20 protein-coding genes are annotated in these 21,510 nt (G+C 34.3%); 16 read left to right on the forward strand and 4 right to left on the reverse strand.

All coding sequences use genetic code 11. The features are described 5' to 3' along the window. Window positions 1-596, reverse strand: a 596-nt coding sequence (locus tag BAQ44_RS08340; RefSeq protein WP_131801851.1) for a collagen-like protein, incomplete at its 3' end; no start/stop codon positions are given. Between the two features lie 113 nt (window positions 597-709). Then, window positions 710-1,675, reverse strand: coding sequence for a tyrosine-type recombinase/integrase (locus tag BAQ44_RS08345; RefSeq protein WP_048544247.1), 966 nt, complete (start codon window positions 1,673-1,675; stop codon window positions 710-712). A gap of 263 nt (window positions 1,676-1,938) precedes the next feature. On the opposite strand from BAQ44_RS08345, the gene spoVK reads away from it, so the two are divergent. After that, the gene (spoVK, locus tag BAQ44_RS08350; RefSeq protein WP_061677942.1) at window positions 1,939-2,895 is read left to right on the forward strand and encodes a stage V sporulation protein K; all 957 of its coding nucleotides are present in this window, start codon (window positions 1,939-1,941) and stop codon (window positions 2,893-2,895) included. Between the two features lie 30 nt (window positions 2,896-2,925). Here spoVK and BAQ44_RS30980 read toward each other — a convergent pair whose 3' ends face one another. Both BAQ44_RS30980 and BAQ44_RS08360 read right to left on the reverse strand, forming a co-directional pair. Continuing rightward, window positions 2,926-3,063 carry a hypothetical protein gene (locus tag BAQ44_RS30980; protein WP_071721468.1) on the reverse strand — a complete coding sequence of 46 codons (138 nt, stop codon included), beginning with the start codon at window positions 3,061-3,063 and terminating at the stop codon, window positions 2,926-2,928. Between the two features lie 99 nt (window positions 3,064-3,162). Then, window positions 3,163-3,786, reverse strand: a complete 624-nt coding sequence (locus BAQ44_RS08360) for a trimeric intracellular cation channel family protein (RefSeq protein ID WP_048544241.1) — start codon at window positions 3,784-3,786, stop codon at window positions 3,163-3,165. A gap of 92 nt (window positions 3,787-3,878) precedes the next feature. On the opposite strand from BAQ44_RS08360, the gene hflX reads away from it, so the two are divergent. From hflX to BAQ44_RS08435, 15 genes are all read left to right on the forward strand, one after another. Then, window positions 3,879-5,153 (forward strand): GTPase HflX, encoded by a 1,275-nt coding sequence (hflX, locus tag BAQ44_RS08365; RefSeq protein ID WP_071721469.1) that lies wholly within the window; start codon window positions 3,879-3,881, stop codon window positions 5,151-5,153. Then, window positions 5,146-6,417 carry a methionine gamma-lyase family protein gene (locus tag BAQ44_RS08370; protein WP_000460296.1) on the forward strand — a complete coding sequence of 424 codons (1,272 nt, stop codon included), beginning with the start codon at window positions 5,146-5,148 and terminating at the stop codon, window positions 6,415-6,417. The genes hflX and BAQ44_RS08370 overlap by 8 nt, the downstream gene beginning before the upstream one ends. A 174-nt stretch (window positions 6,418-6,591) precedes the next feature. After that, the gene (gene glnR, locus BAQ44_RS08375) at window positions 6,592-6,981 is read left to right on the forward strand and encodes a transcriptional repressor GlnR (RefSeq protein WP_000656784.1); all 390 of its coding nucleotides are present in this window, start codon (window positions 6,592-6,594) and stop codon (window positions 6,979-6,981) included. Window positions 6,982-7,029: 48 nt separating this feature from the next. Then, a complete protein-coding gene (glnA, locus tag BAQ44_RS08380) occupies window positions 7,030-8,364 on the forward strand; it encodes a type I glutamate--ammonia ligase (RefSeq protein WP_061677946.1) in 1,335 nt (444 codons plus the stop codon). Window positions 8,365-8,819: 455 nt separating this feature from the next. After that, window positions 8,820-9,560 carry a YveK family protein gene (locus BAQ44_RS08385; protein ID WP_063260595.1) on the forward strand — a complete coding sequence of 247 codons (741 nt, stop codon included), beginning with the start codon at window positions 8,820-8,822 and terminating at the stop codon, window positions 9,558-9,560. Next, entirely contained in the window at window positions 9,509-10,171 is a 663-nt protein-coding gene (locus tag BAQ44_RS08390; protein ID WP_063260596.1) for a CpsD/CapB family tyrosine-protein kinase, read from the forward strand. Before BAQ44_RS08385 ends, BAQ44_RS08390 begins: the two co-directional genes overlap by 52 nt. A gap of 291 nt (window positions 10,172-10,462) precedes the next feature. Further along, window positions 10,463-12,289 (forward strand): polysaccharide biosynthesis protein, encoded by a 1,827-nt coding sequence (locus BAQ44_RS08395; RefSeq protein ID WP_071721470.1) that lies wholly within the window; start codon window positions 10,463-10,465, stop codon window positions 12,287-12,289. Between the two features lie 33 nt (window positions 12,290-12,322). Further along, window positions 12,323-13,480, forward strand: coding sequence for a glycosyltransferase family 4 protein (locus tag BAQ44_RS08400; protein WP_071721471.1), 1,158 nt, complete (start codon window positions 12,323-12,325; stop codon window positions 13,478-13,480). Then, window positions 13,465-14,574 (forward strand): glycosyltransferase family 1 protein, encoded by a 1,110-nt coding sequence (locus BAQ44_RS08405; RefSeq protein ID WP_071721472.1) that lies wholly within the window; start codon window positions 13,465-13,467, stop codon window positions 14,572-14,574. Before BAQ44_RS08400 ends, BAQ44_RS08405 begins: the two co-directional genes overlap by 16 nt. 5 nt (window positions 14,575-14,579) lie before the next feature. Next, window positions 14,580-15,473 (forward strand): glycosyltransferase family 2 protein, encoded by an 894-nt coding sequence (locus BAQ44_RS08410; protein WP_071721473.1) that lies wholly within the window; start codon window positions 14,580-14,582, stop codon window positions 15,471-15,473. Window positions 15,474-15,506: 33 nt separating this feature from the next. Continuing rightward, window positions 15,507-16,571: an EpsG family protein gene (locus BAQ44_RS08415; RefSeq protein ID WP_071721474.1), complete on the forward strand. Its 1,065-nt coding sequence runs from the start codon at window positions 15,507-15,509 to the stop codon at window positions 16,569-16,571. 42 nt (window positions 16,572-16,613) lie between these two features. Continuing rightward, a complete protein-coding gene (locus BAQ44_RS08420) occupies window positions 16,614-17,762 on the forward strand; it encodes a glycosyltransferase family 1 protein (RefSeq protein ID WP_071721475.1) in 1,149 nt (382 codons plus the stop codon). A 62-nt stretch (window positions 17,763-17,824) separates the two neighbouring features. Further along, complete coding sequence (locus BAQ44_RS08425) at window positions 17,825-19,027, forward strand: glycosyltransferase (RefSeq protein WP_071721476.1); 1,203 nt, start codon at window positions 17,825-17,827, stop codon at window positions 19,025-19,027. Between the two features lie 67 nt (window positions 19,028-19,094). Continuing rightward, window positions 19,095-20,276 (forward strand): glycosyltransferase, encoded by a 1,182-nt coding sequence (locus tag BAQ44_RS08430; RefSeq protein WP_071721477.1) that lies wholly within the window; start codon window positions 19,095-19,097, stop codon window positions 20,274-20,276. Window positions 20,277-20,308: 32 nt separating this feature from the next. Continuing rightward, window positions 20,309-21,508 (forward strand): glycosyltransferase, encoded by a 1,200-nt coding sequence (locus tag BAQ44_RS08435; RefSeq protein ID WP_071721478.1) that lies wholly within the window; start codon window positions 20,309-20,311, stop codon window positions 21,506-21,508. Window positions 21,509-21,510: the final 2 nt, after the last annotated feature.

Raw genomic sequence — 21,510 nt, forward strand, 5'->3', positions numbered from 1 at the left:
GTAGCGCCCGTGTTACCTTGAGGCCCTTGAGATCCAGTGGCACCAGTAGCGCCCGTGTTACCTTGAGGCCCTTGAGGTCCAGTGGCGCCAGTAGCACCCGCTGGCCCAGTAGGTCCAGTAGGTCCTTGAATGAATGAAGCAGAATTAACTAAAGCAGTTTGTAATGCTGCTATTAATTTAAGAAGCTCTTGAAGTGTGCAAGGGTCAATTCGGAATAGTTTTGTAATGTATAGTAAATAATTAATTAGATTTTGAAGCTCAATAAATACAGCGCTTGCTACGAAGGTTGGATTTTTTAATATAGTTATTAAATTTTTAATAATAGCTAACCCTTGTGCTTTCAGGGAGGAAGTAGCGTCTAGTGAACAAATAAATTTACTTAGTAAGTTCAATGTATCGATTAGATCTTCAATATTTTGAGGAGATGGATTTGCGAAAAGTTTTGGAATTATTTTTGTTAGATCGATAATGATTGCGCGGAATGTTCTAAGTTGTGCCTTAGTAACTGGGATGGATGGAGTATTTGGGATTCGTCCGGCGCTACTTGGAAAGCATGGTTTGGAGAATTTGTTCTGACTGTCGTTAAAATGAGACATTAAATCTCTCCTTTCTCATGAGGATATGAACGAAACTCATCATAGTAGATGCAAAAATTAGTTAAATGGTCATAGTAAAATCGTTTGTTTAAAGAAAAAATAGAAAAAACGCCTTAGGATAAGGCGTTTTTTCTATTTTCTGCGTATTGATAATATCGTTTGAGTGAAACTTTTGATTTAAATCCAACTAGTTTTATAATTTCTGATTCTGGAGTTTCTTTTTTTATTAAGTTTAAAATATAGGTGTTACGAAAGTGTTGTCCTGAGATTCCTTTACGTAAATTAGCTCTAGATACTTCAAGGCGAATCATTTTTTGGATAGCGATTTCTGTTAATCCCTTTGGTGCATCATTTTCGTATACCCATCTGTATGTTCCGCGATTAAAATCAAAGGCAATAAATAATGGATCATTACTATGGTATTTTGGACGAACGGGCTCTGGGATGCTTTTGTAATAAGTATATAGTTGTTTTTTGTCTTCGCTAGTCAATGTAATTGTTCTTTCTATCCCTGCGGTTGCTGGGATAGATAATGTGTTCGTTTCAAAGTGGACGTGCTGCATAGTTAATGCTGTAAGATCCTGTAAGGATAATCCGTAGTCGATTAATAAATTTAAAATAGCGATATTACGATCCATTAATAAAGGGCGCACAGGACGCTGTTTTTCTGAAAGTCCTTCTAATGAAGTGACTATATGTTTTAATCTTTTTTCTTCATCAGATGAAATGAAATCCTCATTACGAAGTGTGCGGTCTGGTTGAATAGAAATTTCCATGTTCTTTAATGGATTAGGGATGTTTAGAAAGTGATGCATTCTATTTAATACAATAAATACACGGTGCATCGTTTTCTCTGAGTAATGTCGATTCTTTTTTAAGTCGGAAAAGTAATCTTCATAGTCTTTTGTACAAAGTGTAGCCCATATATTACTGGAAGGGAGCTTTTTGTTTTTTTCTAACCAATGTCCGAAATCTTCAATGTCATAAACATAACGTTTAATGGTTGAAGGTTTTCGGCCTTTATTCAATAAAAAAATAGAAAAGGCTTGTATTGTATCATGGAATTCCGTTGTCTCCATAGTCCCACCACCTTCATTATTTCTTATATTATAGCAAACTTTTCTGAAAATAGTCATTTGCAAGGGAGACAGGAATAATAATATTTGGTGAGTGGATAAAGTGAAATTTTAATCAGTGGGGTATTTGTTCATCTCCCTTGATTATTAGTTGAACCAATCGGGCATTTACGGGTAGCTATCTCTCGTCTAACTTCCTCACGTTTACTGAATTTTGAGGTGGGAGTCTTACTGCTTGTTCATGCAGGATAAAATGAGGTGATTGTATGGAACAATCGATGCGAAAGAAAAATAATAATCAAATTAACATTGTGTTAAATCATCGAAAGAAAATTTCTTTACCGGCCGCGGAAAATAAAACGGTAATTTCAAGTGAAACTACTACGAAACATGAGATGCTGCAAAGAATTGAAGAAGAGATGGGAAAGCTCGTTGGGATGGATGATATAAAAAAGATAATAAAAGAAATATATGCTTGGATTTATGTAAACAAAAAAAGACAAGAAATAGGGTTGAAGTCTGAGAAGCAAGTACTCCACATGTTGTTTAAAGGGAATCCAGGTACAGGGAAGACAACTGTTGCTAGAATGATAGGGAAATTGTTGTTTGAGATGAATATTCTATCAAAAGGGCACTTAGTTGAAGCTGAACGTGCGGATCTTGTAGGAGAATACATCGGTCATACAGCTCAAAAAACAAGAGATTTAATAAAAAAAGCAATGGGAGGTATTTTGTTTATTGATGAGGCGTATTCATTAGCGCGAGGGGGAGAGAAAGATTTTGGGAAAGAAGCGATTGATACGCTAGTGAAACATATGGAAGATAAACAACACGGTTTTGTATTGATTTTAGCTGGATATTCAAGAGAGATGAATCACTTTCTTTCATTAAATCCAGGTCTGCAATCCCGTTTTCCGTTTATAATTGAATTTGCGGATTACTCGGTGAATCAGCTGTTAGAAATAGGGAAGAGGATGTATGAAGAACGTGAATACCAGTTATCGAAAGAGGCTGAATGGAAATTTAGAGATCACTTACATGCTGTAAAGTACTCATCGCAAATTACATCGTTTAGTAATGGAAGATATGTACGGAATATTGTTGAAAAATCGATTCGTACACAGGCTATGCGCTTGTTGCAAGAGGATACGTATGATAAATATGATTTAATTGGGATATCAAGTAGTGATTTGATGCTTGAAGAGGAGACGCACAGTACGTAAACTGTGCGTCTGTTTTTTGTATAAGTGCTGTTACTCTTTTTTTGCTTTGTCTTGATAAGATTTATGGAAACGTTCCATTTTAGCACTTTTTTCGTGTGCAGAATTAGGATCATGCTCAATTTGACCCACTGAGCTTTTTTGAGCACCTTTATTAACATGGTTTGTCATTTGTATTCACCTCGCTTTGAAGATTAGTATAAACATTATGTAAAGAAAAACTCGTTAGAAAAGAAAAACCTCTTTACGTTCTGTAAAGAGGTTGGATTGCTATTTATGCACTGAACGTTCGTTTGTGTCTATACGTCTATGCGGTAAATGCCATTTGTAGTGAATAGAAACCATGCGGAAGCAAACAATTAAAATGAATAAGGTGTATAAAGCCCAATCACTAACAATAATTTGAGCGCCGATTAAGAAACCTGCTAGAATCGTCCAAAAAGCATATACTTCAGCTCGAAGGACGAGAGGTTTTCTACGGGCTAAAAGATCGCGGATAATACCGCCGCCAATGCCAGTTAAAACAGCTGCTACAATTGTAGCGCTAATTGGTAAATTTAATTTCTGAGCATATAATGCTCCTTGTACGGCAAATGCTGATAAGCCGATAGCATCAGTGATGTTTTCCCACTTTTTCCAGTGTCTAATTAATTTATTTGGAAAAAGAAAAATAATTGTCATTGATAAAAGTGCGATTTGGAATAACATGTCTTGTTGCCAAAACGCGACAATCGGATAACCGATTAATAAATTACGAAGGGCACCTCCCCCAAATGCGGTCGCCATTCCTAAAATATACACCCCGAAAATATCATAATCCTCTTCCATTGCAACAATGGCTCCGCTTAGTGCGAAAGCAATTGTGCCTATGATGCTAAAAATCTCCCATGCCATGAATTTTCTCCCCCGCTAACTAGATGAAATGTGCTTCCTCTGCTATTATATTAGAAGGTTTAAATTTCGAAAAGGATGAGTGAACATATTTGATGGAAGAAAAAGAAAAAGTCATATTAGTGGGCTGTCAATTGCCGCAAGAAGATGATGAAAAATTTACGCATTCCATGAAAGAGCTTGCATCGCTAGCGAAGACTGCGCGAGCAGAATTGTTAGTGTCTACAACGCAAAAACGACCGAAGTTTCATCCGGCGACGTATATAGGTAAGGGTAAATTAGAAGAGCTTACAATGTTAACTGAAGAGTTAGAACCGGATGTTATCGTATTTAATAACGAATTAACGCCGAGTCAAATTCGGAATTTATCCTCGGTATTAGATGCGAGGGTAATTGATCGAACGCAACTCATATTAGATATTTTTGCGCAACGTGCGAAGTCGAGGGAAGGTAAGCTTCAAGTAGAATTAGCTCAGTTGCAATATACAATGCCGCGTCTTATGGGGCAAGGATTGTCTTTATCACGTCTTGGTGGTGGTATTGGGACGAGGGGACCAGGTGAGACGAAACTAGAGACGGATCGTCGTCATATTCGATCACGTATTGATGAAATAAAGAAACAACTTGCAGTTGTTGTGGAACATCGGAAAAGATATCGTGAGAGAAGAAAAGATAATAAAGTATTTCAAGTTTCGTTAATAGGATATACGAATGCGGGAAAATCTACGTTGTTTAATAGGTTGACGGAAGCTGATACATTTGAAGAAAACTTGTTGTTTGCAACGCTAGACCCGACGACAAGGAAAATGCCGTTACCTTCTGGTTATACAGTATTACTAACTGATACGGTTGGTTTTATACAGGATTTACCTACATCATTAATTGCGGCTTTTCGTTCGACATTAGAAGAAGCTGGTGAAGCGGATGTTATTTTACATGTAGTTGATTCTGCAGATCCTAATTATGTAGGGCATGAAAAAACAGTAAAACAATTATTGTCAGAACTTGAAATTAATCATATTCCTATTATTACGTTATATAATAAAAAAGATGAATTACATCAAAACTTTATTCCGTTTCCGAAAAGTGACTTCTTAATGACTAGTGCTTTTGAAGAAAAAGATTTATTACATATAAAAGAAGCGATAGAAACGAAAATGAAGGAAGAAATGAATTGTTATCAAGTGGAAATTCCTCCGAGTGAAGGTAAGTTGTTAACGTTATTAAAAACGGAAACACTTTTAACAAAGATGGAGTTTTTAGAAGATAAATTTGTATATGATTGCGTAGGGTATATTTTTGCTCATTCATCGCTTAATGTGCAATTAAAGAGATTTTTAGTGGAAGAAGGAGAAAATAAAAATGTTTGATCGTTTGAAAAATGGAGAAAAAATTGCTCCAATCGTAAAAGAAGTAGAGAGCCAAATTACAGAAGTACATAAACGTGCGGATGAAGTAATTGAAAGTAATCAGTTTCGTGTATTAGAAAGTTTTCGTAAACATAAAATTAGCGATTCGCATTTTATTCCGACAACAGGTTACGGTTATGATGATATTGGCCGTGATACGTTAGAAAAAGTGTATGCGGATGTATTTGGAGCGGAAGCTGGTCTTGTTCGTCCACAAATTATTTCAGGTACGCACGCTATTTCTACAGCGTTATTCGGAATTTTACGTCCAGGAGATGAGTTATTGTACATCACTGGCAAGCCGTATGATACGTTAGAAGAAATCGTTGGTGTACGCGGAAAAGGTGTAGGTTCATTTAAAGAATATAATATTGGTTATAATGCAGTTCCGCTTACTGAAGAGGGGCTTGTTGATTTTGGAGCTGTTGCGGCTGCAATTCATAGTAATACGAAGATGATTGGTATTCAGCGTTCAAAGGGCTATGCTACTCGTCCGTCATTTACTATTTCTCAAATTAAAGAGATGATAGCGTTTGTTAAAGAAATTAAACCAGATGTTGTTGTATTTGTAGATAATTGTTATGGCGAGTTTATTGAAGAGCAAGAGCCATGCCATGTTGGTGCAGATTTAATGGCAGGTTCGCTTATTAAGAACCCTGGTGGTGGAATTGTTAAAACTGGTGGTTATATCGTTGGTAAAGAACAGTATGTTGAAGCGTGTGCATATCGTTTAACATCTCCAGGGATCGGTGCGGAAGCAGGGGCATCTTTATACAGTCTACAAGAAATGTATCAAGGTTTCTTCTTAGCGCCGCATGTAGCGGGACAAGCGCTAAAAGGTGCAATTTTTACAGCTGCATTTTTAGAGAAGTTAGGAATGAATACATCACCAGCGTGGAATGCGCCAAGAACAGATTTAATTCAGTCTGTTCAATTTGATGATAAAGATCGTATGATTGCATTTTGCCAAGCAATTCAATATGCATCTCCGATTAATTCTCACTTCACTCCATATGCCAACTATATGCCGGGTTATGAAGATGATGTAATTATGGCTGCGGGAACGTTTATTCAAGGTGCAAGTATTGAATTGTCAGCTGATGGTCCAATTCGTCCCCCTTATGTTGCTTACGTGCAAGGTGGGTTAACTTATTCACATGTGAAGATTGCGATTTGTTCTGCAATTGATGCATTAATTGAAAAAGAATTATTAACAATTTCTTAAGGGGAAGCTGTCGATTTCGACAGCTTTTTTCTTGTGAAAGTAATGATTTATTTCATTAGAAAAAAGAATGAAAAAATTTATAAAAAATCATGTAAGAAAAGCTAACATCTATTGACACTAAACATAACATGGTATAAAATGAGAAGCAGTTAAGGCGAAGGAGGAACTGAAACAATGAAAGAAGATAGACGTTCTGCCCCGCTGTTTCCTATTGGTATTGTTATGGATTTAACACAATTATCTGCACGTCAAATTCGCTACTATGAAGAGCATAATCTTGTTTCTCCAACCCGTACAAAGGGGAATCGTAGATTATTTTCATTTAACGATGTAGATAAGTTGTTAGAGATTAAAGATTTATTAGATCAAGGCTTGAATATGGCTGGTATTAAACAAGTGTTACTAATGAAAGAAAATCAAACAGAAACAGTGAAAGTAAAAGAAGAAACGAAAGAAATTTCAAAAACTGAGCTTCGCAAAATACTTCGAGATGAACTACAACATACAGGTAGATTTAATCGGACTTCATTGCGACAAGGTGACATTTCAAGGTTTTTTCACTAAAGAGAACTGATTCTGAAGGTGTTTAGAGGGACTAAGGAGGAATTTATAATGGCTAGGTACACAAAAGAAGATATTTTCCGTTTGGCGGAAGAAGAGAATGTAAAGTATATCCGTTTACAATTTACAGACCTTTTAGGAGTAATTAAAAACGTAGAGATTCCAGTGAGACAATTAACGAAAGCTCTTGATAACAAAATGATGTTTGATGGATCTTCGATTGAAGGTTTCGTACGTATTGAAGAATCTGATATGTATTTATATCCTGACTTAGACACTTGGGTAATTTTCCCATGGACTGCTGAAAAAGGTAAAGTTGCTCGTCTAATTTGTGACATTTACAATGCAGATGGCACTCCATTTGATGGAGACCCACGTAACAACTTAAAACGTGTGTTAAAAGAAATGGAAGCTTTAGGATTCTCAGATTTCAATCTTGGACCAGAGCCAGAATTCTTCCTATTTAAAGTAGATGAAAAAGGAAATCCAACATTAGAATTAAACGATAACGGTGGATACTTCGACCTTGCGCCGATGGATCTAGGGGAAAACTGTCGTCGTGATATCGTTCTTGAACTAGAAGAGATGGGCTTTGAAATTGAAGCGTCTCACCATGAAGTTGCTCCAGGTCAACACGAAATTGACTTTAAATATGCAAGTGCAATTCGCTCATGTGATGATATTCAAACATTCAAACTTGTTGTAAAAACAATTGCTCGTAAACACGGTTTACATGCAACATTTATGCCAAAACCATTATACGGTGTGAACGGTTCAGGTATGCACTGTAACTTATCACTATTCAAAAATGGTGAGAACGTATTCTTCGATCAAAACGGTGACTTACAATTAAGTGATGATGCTCGTCATTTCATCGCAGGTATTTTAAAACACGCACCAGCATTTACAGCGGTAGCAAATCCAACTGTAAACTCTTACAAGCGTTTAGTACCTGGATACGAAGCTCCTTGTTACGTAGCATGGTCTGCACAAAACCGTAGCCCATTAGTACGTATCCCTGCATCTCGTGGTATTAGTACACGCGTAGAAGTACGTAGTGTTGACCCAGCTGCAAACCCATATTTAGTAATGGCTACATTATTAGCAGCAGGTCTTGATGGAATTAAAAACAAATTAACGCCACCAGCTGCAGTAGACCGTAACATCTACGTAATGACAAAAGAAGAGCGCGAAGAAGCTGGCATCGTTGACTTACCAGCAACATTAGCGCAAGCATTAGTTACATTACAATCTAATGAAGTAGTATGTGGTGCACTAGGTGATCATTTACTTGAGCACTTCATCGAAGCAAAAGAGATTGAGTGGGATATCTTCCGCACGCAAGTTCACCAATGGGAACGCGATCAATATATGTCTCTATACTAAGAGACTTAAACCCTTGACACATAATGTGTTGAGGGTTTTTTATTTATCGGGCATTTTTATAGGAGGAATATAATGGGACAAACAAATTCAAGAATGTACTTGCTAATACTTATAAGCGATGAATATCATTTGAAAAAGTGACCTATTTAAATGGGTTGAAAATCCTTGCTGAAATACGTTTCAATACAAAGAAAACCCCCCTGATAATGCAATAATAGGGGATTTTCGTCATTTATCTACAGTGAATTATGAAGAATGTTGTCGTAATCTTTGGGCTAAAATTAAGAAGAGGTTAAACGAAAATAAATTGTATTGACTCGTTCTATATAAAGAACTAAACTATCATTAATTAGAAGCTTTTGTATATTCGAAAGATAAAAATAATAATTTTATTTTTGTTCTTTTATAGAACGTTTAACTGAAATCTCATTGGTGTTAAATGAGGGGGAGAAGTAATGAATAAGGAAATAAATTTAAAAAATCTGTTTAATGTAATATGGAAAAGAGTATGGATACTGCTATTGTTTACGACTCTTACAACGGTAGGAGGAGCACTGTATAGTATGTATATGAAAACGCCTTTGTATGCTTCCTCAGCTAGGGTAATTGTTCAAGCTAACGCTGAAACGATGAATACATTGAAAGCGATGGTAAATGAGCCTGTAATATTAGAAAAAGTAGCTGCTGAATTGAATATAAATAGATCAGCAGGTGCATTAAGTGGACAAATAAGTACGGAAAGTGTACAAGGCTCTCAAATTATGAGGATAAATGTAGTGGATATGGATCCTGTGATTGCACATAAAATTGCAAATACTACAGCTGCTGTTTATAAGCAAGAAGTAGCAAATATACTGAATTTTAATAATGTGAGCATATTACCAGAGGATCCAGTTCAAAAGAATTCTATGCCTATAAATATAAATCACTTTAAGACGATACTAATCGCATTCACGTTAGGTATGGTGCTCAGTATCGGTTTTATTTTTTTATTGGATTCATTGGATGAGAGAATCAAATCAGAACGACGAATTGAACAATTGTTAGATATCCCTGTTTTAGGTGGAATTTCTAAAATGAATAAGAAGAATATGAAAGATAAATTTAGTGGGAAAAATACAGTGTTATTGGGGGAGGGAACAGAGTGGCATACAAAAATAGATGGAAAACAAATAAAGTTAAAGGAGAAAGTATGATTGCGTATACCGCCCCAAGATCGAAAATTTCGGAGCAGTATCGTTCGCTACGAACTAACATTCAATTATCTTCGTCGATTCATAAAAGTAGAACGATAGTGATTACTTCTCCGAGGTACGGTGAAGGAAAATCAACAATTACAGTTAATTTAGCGGTCTCAATAGCGCAAAAAGGCGAAAAAGTATTGGTAATAGATGCGAATTTACGAACACCAACGATTCATGAAATGTTTGGAGTGGAAAATACAATTGGATTAACTGACATATTGAACGGAAAAACAAATTTGGTGGGTGCTGTAAAAAAAACAAAGATGGAAAGTCTGGATGTATTAACTAGCGGGCCAGTGCCATTCAATCCGTCAGAAGTACTTAGTTCAGAGGCAATGGATATGTTGATTCAAAAGGCGATGGAACGGTATGACATCATATTATTTGACTCTTCCCCTGTATTAGAAGTAACAGATACGAGTGTATTAGCTGATAAGTGTGAAGGTGTACTTTTGGTGATCCGGTATAATCGCACTGTGAACGAAGATGCACTTGAAACGAAAAGGGCATTAAGTTTTACGAACAGTAGAATATTGGGTGCGATTTTGAATGGAAAAGTATAAAGGATAGTTTTAAATTAAATCTTTGTATGTGAAAGTGTTCGTTATAAAGAAAAAAACAATAGAATTGTGATGTGGTGATGTCTCCTAACCGCTATCAATGGAGGCACTCGATTATGCTGTGGGTTGTGAAAATAACCTTAGATGCCAGTCGTCAAAAGTGTAATGTGAGGGAGGGTTAGATGCCCATGTTTTATTAAAGTTTCTAACTATGTGTTTTTAATAAAGAGAATATAGTTAGAAACTTTAAGTTTGAAAGAGTTAAGTAAGGAATTGATTAAAGGAGGAAGTTATATGACGTATCGCCGGAGGATATTGTTATTGCTTTTAATGGATTCACTGATAGTATTAACTGCTATTTTTTTTAGTTATTTTTTTGTAAATGCTAGCTTCAGTGTTATCACTTTATCATCAGTTATTAGCTCGATCACTTTATTAGTTAGTCATCATTTGTTCGCTTTTATGTATAAGTTGTATAAAAAGGCATTGGAATATGCAAGTATAGGAGAATTGCTAATTATATGCAAGGTTGTTACATTTTCTATATTCACTACAGCGGCTGTGCAGCAACTAATCATGGGGAAAATGTATTTTCGATTGTTAGTTGTTACTTGGATGATTCATATTTTATTAATAGGTGGTTCTCGCTTTATTTGGAGAATGTACAGAGATATTTATTATGTGAAAAAAGGCGATAAGAAAAGAACGTTAATTGTTGGTGCTGGATCCGCTGGGACAATGGTTGCTAGACAGTTGTTGAAGAACAGTGCTACGGAATTAATGCCAGTCGCATTTATTGATGATAATATCAAAAAACATAATCTAGATATTTGGGGGATTCCGGTAATTGGTGGTATGAACCAAATTGATTACGTTATTAAAAAATTGAACATTGAAATGATAATTTTAGCAATTCCTTCTTTAAATAAAAAAGAAAGAAATATTATTTTAAAAGATTGTTTAAAAACAAATGTAAAAACACAGATTCTTCCAATGTTAGAAGACTTAGTGACAGGTAAAGTTTCAGTGAATGAATTCAGAGATGTTCAAGTAGAAGATTTATTAGGACGAGATCCTGTAGAGTTAGACGTGGATATCATTTCAGATTATATAACGGATAAAGTCATTTTAGTTACTGGTGCAGGTGGATCGATAGGCTCAGAAATTTGTAGACAAGTTGCGAAATTTAAGCCGGAAAAATTGATTTTATTAGGGCACGGAGAAAACAGTATATATTCAATAGAAATGGAATTAAATGAAAAACATAATGATAGGAAAGGCGTGTTTATACCAGAAATCGCAGATATACAAGATGAAAAGAAGATGCATGTAATAATGAAAAAACATCTTCCTCATGTTGTATATCACGCTGCTGCACATAAACATGTACCATTGATGGAACACAATCCTGAAGAGGCTGTTAAAAATAATTTGATTGGGACTATGAATATAGCTGAGGCGGCAAGAACGCATGGAGTAGGAACGTTTGTTATGATTTCGTCAGATAAAGCAGTGAACCCAACGAGTGTTATGGGGGCGACAAAGAAATTAGCTGAGATGGTAATACAACATAAAGATAAAATAAGTCATACAAAATTTGTTACTGTACGATTTGGAAATGTATTAGGGAGTAGAGGGAGTGTAATCCCGTTATTTAAGAAGCAGATTCAAAAGGGAGGACCAGTTACAGTTACTCACCCAGATATGGTTCGTTATTTTATGACTATTCCGGAGGCATCTAGACTTGTAGTACAAGCTGGTGCGTTAGCAAAGGGTGGAGAAATTTTTGTACTCGATATGGGAGAACCAGTAAAAATAGTGGATCTTGCTAAAAACCTCATTCGATTATCAGGAAACTCCGTGGATGAAATTGGAATAAAATTTACGGGTATACGCCCAGGAGAGAAACTTTTTGAAGAATTACTAAAAGAAGATGAAATGAATGAGCAGCAAGTCTACCCAAGAATTTATGTAGGACAAGAAATGAATGTTCGTATAGAAGAAATAGAGGAATTGATTTCTGAATATACAGAATTAGATAAATTTGAATTAAGAAAGAGATTGTTAAATTTAGTGAATCAACGTAAAACTTTAAAACTATTAATACCAGTATCAGGTTAATGGCAAAAATTCATAATAAGACGGGTGCGTGGGATGGTGTCTAAAAAAGTTCTGTTTTGTGCAACTGTGGATTATCATTTTAAAGCTTTTCATTTACCGTATTTGAAATGGTTTGCAGATCAAGGTTGGGAAGTACACGTTGCAGCAAATGGGGATATACACCTTCCGTATGTAACTGAAAAATATAATATGCCTATTCAAAGATCACCTCTTAGCATACAAAATCTTCATGCATATAAAAAACTCAAATCAATTATTCATCAAAATAAATATAATATCATTCACTGTCATACGCCTATGGGAGGCGTAATTGCTCGTCTAGCTGCTCGGAAAGCAAGGAGGGAAGGGACGAAGGTCATATATACGGCACATGGATTTCACTTTTGTAAAGGATCATCGTTTATAAATTGGCTTTTATATTATCCAATTGAAAGAAGTTTGGCAATTAATACAGATTGTCTTATAACAATTAACCAAGAAGATTACAATTTAGCAGTTAAACATCGTTTTCAAGCGAAAGATATTAAACTCGTTCATGGTGTAGGGGTAGATATAGAACGATTTATTCCTGTTACTGAAAGAGAAAAGAAGAAACTAAGAGATAAACATGGTTATCAGTCTAAAGACTTTTTAATGTTTTATGCAGCTGAATTTAATAAGAACAAAAATCAAAGCTTCTTAATTCAATTGTTGGCACAATTGAAAACTGAAATTCCTCATGCGAAGCTACTACTTGCTGGTGAAGGGCCTTTAATGGAAGAGTGCAAAAAAATAGCGACGCAACTAGGCGTGAGTAGTATGGTTCACTTTCTTGGTTATAGAAATGATATAGCCTCTTTGCTACAGATGTGTGATCTAGCTGTTGCATCGAGTTATCGGGAAGGTTTACCAGTTAATATTATGGAAGCTATGGCTTGTGGGCTTCCGGTTATCGCTACAAGTAACAGAGGGCATAGGGAGTTAATTATTAATAATAAAAATGGTTGGACTATAGAACGCGATGACATAAAGACGATGGCTGAAAGAATCAATTCTATTTCTAAAAATACTGAATTACAAGCGCAGTTTGGACATTATGGACGTACTATTATTACAAATGAATATTCAGTTAATGAAGTATTGAAAGAGAAAAAAGAAATTTATACAAGTTATATGGATGAAATGGAGGATTTAAATTGGGCGCTCCATTAAGAGTATTACATGTAGTCGTAAATATGAATAGAGGCGGAGCCGAAACTTTAATTATGAATTTGTATCGTAATATAGACCGCTCAAAAGTACAATTTGATTTTTTAACTTGTAAAGAGGGGGTATTTGATGAAGAGATAGTAAAGTTAGGCGGGAAAGTTCATAGAATTCCATACGTTACAGATGTTGGTCATAGAGGTTATATAAAGGCACTAGATACTTTCTTTAGCACTCATCCGCATTATAAAATCGTTCATTCACATATGGATAAAATGAGCGGTTTTGTACTTCGTTCAGCTAAAAAAGCAAGGGTGCCAGTTAGGATTGCGCATAGTCATAGTACAAGCAGTGAGGGTGGTGCTATAGCAAATATATATAAATGGTATGCAGGAGCATTTATTAAGTCGTGTGCTACGCATTTTTTAGCGTGTTCAGTAGCTGCAGCGCAATGGTTGTTTGCCAATAGAGAAAGTACAACAAAAATATTAAAAAATGGAATTGAATGTGATGAATTTACATTTAACCCAGACCTTAGAGAGCAGGTAAGAAAAGAACTGAAACTTCATGGGGATGTTTTTGTGATTGGACATGTGGGAAGATTTGCATATCCAAAAAATCATACTTTTTTAATTGATATTTTTGCTCAACTAATAGAATATAGGCCGAACTCTATTCTTCTATTAGTCGGAGATGGACCGCTTCGATTAGAAATGGAGAAAAAAGTAGAGAAACTGAATCTAACAGATAAAGTAAAATTTTTAGGAATACGTAGTGATATTAATCGTTTATTACAAGCATTTGATGCATTTTTATTTCCATCTATTTATGAAGGTTTGCCAGTTACCCTTATTGAAGCACAAGGGGCGGGTTTGCCATGTATTATATCGGATACTATTACACAAGATGTGGATTTGGGGTTGAATTTAGTTGAACAGTGCTCTTTGCTGCATATAAGAAACTGGGTAGGTCTATTACAAACTATAGAAAACAAGCAGGCATTGCGAAGTGTGGAACAATATGTATTAGCTGAAAAAGGATATGATATAAAAAATATTACAGGGTGTACCCAAGAGTTTTATGTTGAAGTATCGAGGTGAGCATATTGAAAAAGTTAACGATTTTTACCCCTACATATAATCGAGCATATTGTCTTCAGGGGTGTTATGAAAGTTTGAAGCAGCAAACGTGTCAAGAGTTTATATGGTTAATTATAGATGATGGGTCTGATGATTATACAAAGGAGTTAGTGCATTCTTGGATTTCTGAAGATTGCATAAGTATAAGGTATTATTGGCAAGTAAATCAAGGGATGCATGGTGCTCATAATACAGCTTACGAGATGATTGATACTGAACTTAATGTGTGCATTGATTCAGATGACTCAATGCCTAGTGATGCTGTAGAGAAAATCATTTCGTTTTGGGATGAAAATGGAAGTGATCAAGTAAGTGGAATCATTGCACTTGATTTATATAAAGATGGGACGGTGATTGGTTCAAAGCTACCGTTAAATTTGAAACGTTCTACACTGTTTAATCTTTACAATAAACATGGTGTAACTGGAGATAAGAAATTAGTATATCGTACAGAACTAACTAGGAAGTATCCTTATCCAGTTTTTAAAAATGAAAAGTATGTAGGTTTGGCATATAAATACTATATGTTGGATCAGAAATATGAGATGTTACTCATGAACGAAGCACTTTGTTATGTTGAATATATGCCTGATGGTTCTTCGATGAATATGTTAAGTCAGTATCGTAAAAATCCAAAAGGTTTTGCTTTTTATCGTAAGGAACTGATGAAGCTACCGTTTGCAAATAGGCTGTTTAAATATAGACAAGCTGTACATTATGTCTCAAGTAGCTTTATAGCGAAAAATAAAAAATTTATAAAAGAGTCACCATGCAAAGTACTTACCCTTTGTGCAGTGCCGTTTGGGGTTATTCTATATAGTTACATTACATTGAAAACAAGAATAAAAGTAAATATATAGGAATTTATTTAGGATTGATAAGAGGGAAGAATAATGACTATAATTTGGATGAATTTCTTTATAGTGTTCATACTAGCGTTTTTCGCACGGTATTTTGCTATGCCAGTAACTTCAGAAATGTTGATGTTAAAACCGAATCGACTATTGATTTTAATGGCGACGACCTCTCTTGTACTAGTATCTGGTTTTAGAAATAATATTGGTGATACGTATTTTTATATGCATGCTTTTACAGTTACTGATTTTAATTGGGAGTATATTCAAAGTAGTAAGGATGTTGGATTTAGCATTTTGCAAATGATATTAAAAACATATACGAATGATCCGCAAGTTTTGATTTTTATAACAGCTCTAATAACAAATATATTAATAGTAGTAGTTCTATATAAATATTCAAGAATGATTGAGTTAAGTTTATATGTGTATATCGCATCCGGTATGTATTTGGTTTCAATGAATGGAGTAAGACAGTATTTAACCGCAGCGATTATTTTTACTGCAACAAAATATATTTTAGATGGAAATTGGAAAAGATATTTTTTGATTGTACTATTTGCTTCTACTTTTCATCAAAGTGCCCTTGTATTAATTCCTATTTATTTTGTAATCCGAAGAAAAGCATGGTCGACAATAACATTTATACTTCTCTTTATCGCAGTACTTATAGTAATAGGGTTTAATCAATTTGCAGAAATTTTCTTTGCAACTATAGGAGATACACAATATGGTCACTATAAGGATTTTCAAGAAGGAGGAGCTAATATTCTTCGGGTTGCTGTGGATGCAATACCGCTCATTCTCGCTTATGTTGGAAGACATAAGTTAAGAGAGATTTTTCCAGAAAGTGATTACATCGTAAATATGGCATTGTTAGGTCTAGTATTTATGATTATTTCAACTCAAAATTGGATTTTTGCAAGATTCTCCATATATTTTGGGCTATATCACTTGATATTGATATCGTGGGTTATAAAGTTATTTAAAGAAAAGGATCAAAAGTTAATTTACTATGCAGTAATATTATGTTACTTTGTTTACTTTGTATATGAACATATTATTACTTTAGGAATAGTTTATAAGAGTAATTTCTGGGGATAAAATATATATTTGAAAATCGTTCTTAGATGGGAGTAATTTTCAATGTTTAAACAAGAACGACCAAAAAGAGTGTTACATATCGTTAGTGCGATGGACCGAGGTGGCGCTGAGGCATTATTAATGAATGTATATAGGAATATAGATCGAGAAATGGTGCAATTTGATTTTGTTTCCCATAAAAGTGAAGAAAGTGATTATGATAAGGAAATCATTGCGTTGGGTGGGAAAATACACCGAATATCTAGCTTAGGACAGTTAGGCCCTCTTTCATACATTAAAGAGCTTGTTAGGATAATGTCTAAGAATCAATATGTGGCGGCCCATGCACATACTGATTATCAGGGGGGATTTGTGGCTATTGCTGCTAAAATAGCGGGTATAAAAATAAGAATTTGTCATTCGCATAGTAATAATTGGCCGATGGGATCGGGGATAAAAGGGAAAGTTTTGTTGAGTTTTTTACGAACAATTATTACTTATGCGGGAACAAATTATTGTGCGTGCAGTGTAGAATCTGCACGTTTTTTATTTCAAAAAAACATTGATAATCCAAAGGTAAAGATAATGAAAAACGCAATAGATATTAATCAATTTGTTAATGCAAATATACAGGATGATAATGCAGTAAGGAATGAATTCAATATATCAGTTGAACAGAAAGTTATTGGTCATATTGGGCGTTTTTCTGAATCTAAAAATCATATATTTATATTGAAAGTTTTCAATGAGGTATTAAAATATGATCCTAATTTTATGCTTGTTTTAGTAGGAGATGGACCGTTAAAGAACTCTATTGAGCTAGAATCTAAAAGACTAGGTATCTATGAAAAAGTTAGATTTTTAGGAGTAAGAAAAGACATTCCGAGAATTATAAGGATGTTTGATGTTTTTCTTTTTCCGTCACTTTTTGAGGGATTTGGAATTGTTGCATTAGAAGCACAGTGTGCAGGTGTTCCGTGTGTAGTGGCAAATACAATAACTAAAAATGCTGATATGGGATTAGGGATAATATCATTTGTTAGCTTAGATGAAAATCTTAAAATATGGTCTGCAGAAATTCAAAGGGTTTTGGAAAAAGAAAAATTAAATACAGAAATAATAGCTGATACAATCTCGAAGCTCGGTTTTGATATAAAGAGTAATATTCCAGAGTGGTTATTATTGTATGGATTAGAGTATAGGGAATCATAGTTAAATGTACTTACTTTCATAAGAATAAAACTAGTAAAATAAATCGGATGAGGGAGTAAGCAATGAAAAAGAAAAAAATTCTCATTACATCATTTGATATGGCAATTGGAGGAGTAGAAAGAAGTTTAATTGGTTTATTGAATACAATCGACTATAGCAAATATGATGTAGATTTAATGTTATTTAAACATGAGGGAGAGTTTCTTTTTTTATTACCTAAACTGCCTAATTTGTTAAAGGAAGTAAAACAATATACTACTTTTAGAAAATCGATTAAACAAATATTGCAAGAAGGGCAAATTACAATTGGAATGGCAAGGACTTTAGGGAAAATTTTAGGAGATGTGCATGGGAGATATGTGAAAAGTGCAGAGGTGGGATATTTCGTTATTCAGTATGGATGGAGAATAACTTTACCATTTATACCGAAACTGGAGGAGGAGTATGATGTAGCAATTAGTTTTTTATGGCCCCATTATTTTGTTGGAGATAAAGTTCGAGCGAAACGAAAGATTGGTTGGATTCATACAGATTATTCGAATATAAATCTTAATGCAAACATGGAGTATAAAATGTGGGGCAAAATGGATAATATCGTAGCGGTTTCAGAAGGATGTCGAGATTCATTTCTTAGTATTTTACCAAATGTAAATAAGAATGTTGAAATTATAGAAAATATATTATCTCCGGAGTTCGTACGTGAACAAGCAAACAGGGAAGATGTTATGAAAGAACTACAGATGAAACCTGGAAAAATAAAGCTTGTTACTGTAGGGCGGTTATCATATGCAAAAGGAATAGACGTTGCTATGCATGCCTTAAGAAAGTTATTAGATGAGGGATATGATATGGAATGGTATGTAGTTGGGTATGGAGCACTAGAAGCTGAACTTAGAAAGTTATTAGCTGAACTTAAACTAGAAAAACATTTTTTTTTATTGGGTAAAAAGACAAATCCCTATCCATATATAAAAGCATGTGATATATATGTGCAGCCATCGAGGTATGAGGGGAAAGCTGTAACAGTTCGTGAAGCGCAAATCATTGGAAAGCCAGTACTTATTACTAATTTTTCAACTGCTAAAAGTCAGGTACAGGATGGAATTGATGGATTAATAACTGAGATGGGAATAAACGGGATAGTTAATGGAATAAAGAGACTTATTGAAGATAAAGAATTAAGGGAAGTATTGGTAGAAAATACTCTGAAAGGTGAATATGGAAATCGTAATGAAATCAATAAATTATATGCATTATTTTCGTAAAGGGAGAATAAGTAAATGGTTTTTAATATTTTGAGTGTAATAAAAACACTTTAGGGTAGTGATAGTTATGAAGAAAAAAATTTTATTCGTTATAGATTCGCTACAAAGTGGAGGAGCTGAAAAAAGTTTAGTTTCTTTACTTTCTTCATTTGATTATATGAAATATGAAGTTGATTTGTTAATGTTCTCTGCTAGTGGATTGTATTTATCATTACTTCCAAAACAGGTAAACGTTTTAGAAGTACCGACAATTATTAAAAGACAGGCTGAGAAATTTAATTATTTAATCAAACATAAATACTTTAAAGAGTTATTTCTTAGAGTTGGGGCTTCTATATCTCTTAGAAATCCATACATAAATAAAAAATTACATGCAGCTCAAGTAGTTTGGAGATGGGTATCTAAAGGGATGGATAGTTTAAAGGGGACATATGATGTTGCCATAGCTTATAGTCAAGGAATGCCAACATACTTTGTGGCAAATAAGGTTTACGCGTGCAAAAAAATCGCTTGGGTGAATACGGATTATAAGCTAGCTGCATATAATAAAGATTTTGACTTGAACTATTATGAGGAATTTAATGAAATAGTAGCTGTTTCCGATGGTTGTAAGGAAGTATTGATTCAAGAAATTCCTAAAATAGAATCGAAAGTTCAAGTTGTCTATGATATTATATCGCCGACGTTAATTAAATCGATGGCAAATGAGAGTAAAGGATTTAGTGATCAGTTTGAGGGATTACGAATATTAACGATTGGTAGGTTAGTCTATGAAAAAGGATATGAATTGGCCATAGAAGCTTGTTATAAATTAAAGCAAAAAGGCTATAGATTTAAGTGGTATGTAATCGGCGAAGGAAATCTTCAAAGTGAACTCGAGGATAGGATAAGTAAATATAATTTACACGATACTTTCATATTATTAGGTACATACAAGAATCCCTACCCCTTTATAAAACACAGTGATATATATGTACAACCCTCTAGGTATGAAGGATTTGGCTTGGCAATAGCAGAGGCTAGAATATTTCAAAAACCTATAGTGGTAACCGACTTTGTTACAGTTCATAATCAAATCAAACATAGAGAGAATGGTTTAATAGTGAAGATGGATTCGGAAGCAATATATGAAGGGGTGAAAGAAATTATAGAAAACGATTTGCTAAAAAAACGGTTATTTGAAAATTTAAAGAAAGAAAAGGTTGGAACGGAAGAGGAAATTGAGAAGATATATGCTTTTTTCAATTAAAGGATTTTATAAATAGAAAGAATGGGAGAACTATGAAAAAGAAAATACTTTTTATGGTTATAAATATGAATATAGGTGGTACGGAGAAGGCCTTATTAAATATGGTAGCAGAAATCCCAAAAGAAAAGTATGAAGTGACAATTTTAATGTTAGAGAAAAAAGGAGAATTTTTAAACTTTATTCCAAAGGGGGTTCGTATTGAGTATGTAAAGGATTACGAAGAAATGCAATGTATTTTGAATAAACCAACACGGTTAGTTATAGCGGATTTTATAAAACAAAGAAAAATTGTAAAAGCGCTGCAACTGGCAGTGTTGTACGTAATCTCTAAGGTTATGAAAGAACGGAGTGTTATTTTTAAATATTGTTTACAGAATTATGAAGGTGCTTATAAAAATTATGATATTGCTATCGCTTATGCTGGACCAATGGATTTTATTAGTTACTTTGTGGCAAATAAAGTAGAGGCGAGACGAAAGATTCAATGGATCCATTTCGATATTGAAAAGATATATTTTAATAAGCATTTTGTAAATAAAGTATATAAAAAATTTCAACATGTTTTTGTAGTTTCAGATTTAGGAAAGATGAAACTTACTCAAACTGTTCCGGAATTGATAAATAAGACAGAAACTTTTTTAAATATTATTTCACCTGAAATGATATGTAAGATGGCAAATGAAGGAATTGGGTTTGCGGATGATTTTGAGGGCGTAAGAATCCTTACTGTTGGTAGATTGAGTATAGAAAAGGGGCAGGATTTAACAATATCTGTGTTAGCTAAGCTAAGAGAAGCTGGCTTCAATGTTAGATGGTATTGTATAGGAGATGGAAAGGAAAGAGGAATGTATGAAAAGCTTGTGGAAAATTACGATGTCCAGGGTGATTATATCTTTTTAGGAGCAGTTTCGAATCCCTATCCATTTATGAAACAATGTGATTTATATGTTCAACCGTCTCGATATGAGGGATACTGCATAACACTTGCAGAAGCTAGATGTTTTAATAACCCAATTATTAGTACAGATTTTACAGGAGCAAGTGAACAGATAATTCATAACCACAATGGATTAATCGTTCAATTTGATGAGCAGCAAATGTATGATTCTATTGTAGAAATATTAAGTGATAAATTGCTGGATGGACGGTTGAGAAAAAATATAGAAAAAGAAGTGGTAGATACGAGAAAAGAGTTGAAAAAGTTATATAGAATAGCCAATTCAAATATGTAACT

This window comes from Bacillus mobilis, from assembly GCF_001884045.1.
Taxonomy (GTDB): domain Bacteria; phylum Bacillota; class Bacilli; order Bacillales; family Bacillaceae_G; genus Bacillus_A; species Bacillus_A mobilis.

Coding starts and splice junctions, on each gene's coding strand:
- glnA (WP_061677946.1), top strand. CDS start 7,030: ATGGCTAGGTACACAAAAGAAGATATTTTCCGTTTGGCGGAAGAAGAG.
- hflX (WP_071721469.1), top strand. CDS start 3,879: ATGGAAGAAAAAGAAAAAGTCATATTAGTGGGCTGTCAATTGCCGCAA.
- BAQ44_RS08425 (WP_071721476.1), top strand. CDS start 17,825: ATGAAAAAGAAAAAAATTCTCATTACATCATTTGATATGGCAATTGGA.
- BAQ44_RS30980 (WP_071721468.1), bottom strand. CDS start 3,063: ATGACAAACCATGTTAATAAAGGTGCTCAAAAAAGCTCAGTGGGTCAA.
- spoVK (WP_061677942.1), top strand. CDS start 1,939: ATGGAACAATCGATGCGAAAGAAAAATAATAATCAAATTAACATTGTG.
- BAQ44_RS08385 (WP_063260595.1), top strand. CDS start 8,820: ATGAATAAGGAAATAAATTTAAAAAATCTGTTTAATGTAATATGGAAA.
- BAQ44_RS08345 (WP_048544247.1), bottom strand. CDS start 1,675: ATGGAGACAACGGAATTCCATGATACAATACAAGCCTTTTCTATTTTT.
- glnR (WP_000656784.1), top strand. CDS start 6,592: ATGAAAGAAGATAGACGTTCTGCCCCGCTGTTTCCTATTGGTATTGTT.
- BAQ44_RS08435 (WP_071721478.1), top strand. CDS start 20,309: ATGAAAAAGAAAATACTTTTTATGGTTATAAATATGAATATAGGTGGT.
- BAQ44_RS08420 (WP_071721475.1), top strand. CDS start 16,614: ATGTTTAAACAAGAACGACCAAAAAGAGTGTTACATATCGTTAGTGCG.
- BAQ44_RS08400 (WP_071721471.1), top strand. CDS start 12,323: ATGGTGTCTAAAAAAGTTCTGTTTTGTGCAACTGTGGATTATCATTTT.
- BAQ44_RS08415 (WP_071721474.1), top strand. CDS start 15,507: ATGACTATAATTTGGATGAATTTCTTTATAGTGTTCATACTAGCGTTT.
- BAQ44_RS08430 (WP_071721477.1), top strand. CDS start 19,095: ATGAAGAAAAAAATTTTATTCGTTATAGATTCGCTACAAAGTGGAGGA.
- BAQ44_RS08360 (WP_048544241.1), bottom strand. CDS start 3,786: ATGGCATGGGAGATTTTTAGCATCATAGGCACAATTGCTTTCGCACTA.
- BAQ44_RS08395 (WP_071721470.1), top strand. CDS start 10,463: ATGACGTATCGCCGGAGGATATTGTTATTGCTTTTAATGGATTCACTG.
- BAQ44_RS08370 (WP_000460296.1), top strand. CDS start 5,146: ATGTTTGATCGTTTGAAAAATGGAGAAAAAATTGCTCCAATCGTAAAA.